Annotated in this window: 2 rRNA genes; both read right to left on the reverse strand. The window is 51.5% G+C overall.

The features are described from left to right. Positions 1–117: ribosomal RNA gene (gene rrf / locus G1O98_RS37510) — 5S ribosomal RNA — on the reverse strand; the annotation flags it as partial. A 59-nt stretch (positions 118–176) separates the two neighbouring features. Further along, positions 177–3,070, reverse strand: a 23S ribosomal RNA gene (locus G1O98_RS37515). Positions 3,071–3,299 lie beyond the last annotated feature (229 nt).

Genomic DNA, 3,299 nt, shown 5'->3' on the forward strand with positions numbered 1-3,299 from the left:
CCTGGCACCGAGCTATTTTTGCGTAGGGCGACCCCTAAACTATCGTTGCCGCAACAGCGTTTCACCTCTGAGTTCGGGAAGGGATCAGTGTGGTTCCACCGCGCAATAGACACCAGGAAAGACTGTAGGGTCAGAAGACCCTGAAGACTGCACAGAAACGCGAAACCAAATGATGTGAGGTCAAGCCCTCGGTCTGTTAGCACGGCTCGGCTACATACATTACTGCACTTCCACCTACCGCCTAAGAACGGGTGTTCTTCCCGTGACCTTACCCACTTACGTGGTGAGAGCACTCATCTTGAGGTGGGCTTCCCACTTAGATGCTTTCAGCGGTTATCCGCTCCGCACTTGGCTACCCAGCGTTTACCGTTGGCACGATAACTGGTACACCAGCGGTGCGTTCCTCCCGGTCCTCTCGTACTAAGGAGGACTCCTCTCAATGCTCTTACGCCTGCACCGGATATGGACCGAACTGTCTCACGACGTTCTGAACCCAGCTCACGTACCGCTTTAATGGGCGAACAGCCCAACCCTTGGGACGTACTTCCGCCCCAGGTTGCGATGAGCCGACATCGAGGTGCCAAACCTCCCCGTCGATGTGGACTCTTGGGGGAGATCAGCCTGTTATCCCTAGAGTAACTTTTATCCGTTGAGCGACGGCCATTCCACTCTGCGCCGTCGGATCACTAAGGCCTACTTTCGTACCTGCTCGACTTGTCAGTCTTGCAGTCAAGCTCCCTTTATGCCTTTACACTCGCCGCACGGTTTCCAAGCGTGCTGAGGGAACCTTTGCGCGCCTCCGTTACCTTTTAGGAGGCGACCGCCCCAGTCAAACTGCCCACCTGAAACTGTTCCCTGACCGGATAACGGTCATGGGTTAGAATTCTAGCTTCGCCAGAGTGGTATCTCACCGTTGGCTCCATACTCCCCACAAGGAATACTTCATCGCCTCCCACCTATCCTGCGCAAGCCAAGCCCGAACACAATTCCAGGCTACAGTAAAGCTTCATAGGGTCTTTCTGTCCAGGTGCAGGCAGTCCGTATCTTCACAGACATTCCTATTTCGCCGAGTCTCTCTCTGAGACACCATCCAGATCGTTACGCCTTTCGTGCGGGTCGGAACTTACCCGACAAGGAATTTCGCTACCTTAGGACCGTTATAGTTACGGCCGCCGTTCACCGGGGCTTCGGTCGCTAGCTTCAAGGTTTCCCCCTGACCAACTTCCTTAACCTTCCGGCACTGGGCAGGCGTCAGCCCCCATACTGCGTCTTAATGACTTTGCGGAGACCTGTGTTTTTGGTAAACAGTCGCCTGGATCTCTTCACTGCGACCCACGTCTTAGGTGGGCACCCCTTCTTCCGAAGTTACGGGGCCATTTTGCCGAGTTCCTTAGAGAGAGTTATCTCGCGCCCCTTGGTATTCTCAACCTCCCTACCTGTGTCGGTTTCGGGTACAGGTAACTGTAAGTTAACGTGTTTAGAGCTTTTCTTGGAAGCTAGACTATGCCACTTCCCCACCGTAGTGGGTCGTACTCACGCCTCAACTCGAAACGTTTTCGCCGTCTCTCAACATCTTGACGCTTGAACCGGTAACCAACATCCGGCTGACAATTATCTTCTCCGTCCCTCTGCACAACCTACAATCAGTACGGGAATTTTAACCCGTTGTCCATCGACTACGCCGTTCGGCCTCGCCTTAGGCCCTGACTAACCCTCCGGGGACGAACCTGGCGGAGGAAACCTTAGGGTTTCGGGGCATTGGATTCTCACCAATGTTTGCGCTACTCAAGCCGACATTCTCACTTCCGTTTCGTCCACAGCTGCTTGCCGCTACTGCTTCTACCTACGACGGAACGCTCCCCTACCGATTAATCGTTTATTATTAATCCCACAGCTTCGGTACATCGCTTAGCCCCGTTCATTTTCGGCGCGAGAGCGCTTGACTAGTGAGCTATTACGCACTCTTTCAAGGGTGGCTGCTTCTAGGCAAACCTCCTAGTTGTCTGTGCACTCTCACCTCCTTTATCACTTAGCGATGATTTGGGGACCTTAGCTGGTGGTCTGGGCTGTTTCCCTCTTGACAATGAAGCTTATCCCCCACTGTCTCACTGGCAATGTGTGCTCTGGGTATTCAGAGTTTGTCTCGATTTGGTACCGGTCTCCCAGCCCGCACCGAAACAGTGCTTTACCCCCCAGATATAATCATTACCGCTGCGCCTAAACACATTTCGGGGAGAACCAGCTAGCTCCTGGTTCGATTGGCATTTCACCCCTAACCACAACTCATCCGCTGATTTTTCAACATCAGTCGGTGCGGACCTCCACTTGGTGTTACCCAAGCTTCATCCTGGCCATGGTTAGATCACCAGGGTTCGGGTCTATAAACACTGATTATCGCCCTTTTCAGACTCGGTTTCCCTTTGGCTCCAGCATTCTCGCTTTAACCTACCAGTGCCTATAAGTCGCCGGCTCATTCTTCAACAGGCACGCGGTCAGACTTTTAAATAGTCCTCCCACTGCTTGTAAGCTAACGGTTTCATGTTCTATTTCACTCCCCTTCCGGGGTTCTTTTCACCTTTCCCTCGCGGTACTGGTTCACTATCGGTCACACAGTAGTATTTAGCCTTACGAGGTGGTCCTCGCTGATTCACATGGGATTCCTCGTGCCCCATGCTACTCGGGATTCAGCTACTATCCTTGAGTTTTCAACTACAGGACTTTCACCTTCTTTGGTGCAGTATTTAGCTGCTTCGTTTAACCGCTAGATTCGATATTGCTGTCCCACTACCCCAATCGGTAAACCAATTGGTTTAGGCTCTTCCCCTTTCGCTCACCACTACTTAGGGAATCTCTGTTTTGATTTCTCTTCCTCCAGCTACTAAGATGTTTCAATTCGCTGGGTTGGCTCTCTCCTGCCTATATATTCAGCAGGTAGTATATAGGGTTGCCCCATTCGGAAATCTCCGGCTCAATGTTTGCTTCCAACTCCCCGGAGCATATCGTCGGTAACCACGTCCTTCGTCGCCTCTGTGTGCCTAGGTATCCACCGTTAGCCCTTATTAGCTTGACCACTCAATTCATTTGGTGTTTCACATTTTGCATTCACAAATAGTTAGTTCTGCTTACCTCATCACTTCGCACTGATTTTAATCAGCACTCTAAGCCGAGGCACTCAGTACTCTCAATGTCTGTGTCTGCCTGCTAATTTCGCGTTTCTATGCAGTTTTCAAGGTTCTGGCTGAGAACATTCTCAGCAGTCTGACACGAATGTCATGTTGCTGAAATCTCAATATATTTTT

Source organism: Nostoc sp. UIC 10630 (genome assembly GCF_010747425.1).
GTDB lineage: Bacteria > Cyanobacteriota > Cyanobacteriia > Cyanobacteriales > Nostocaceae > Nostoc.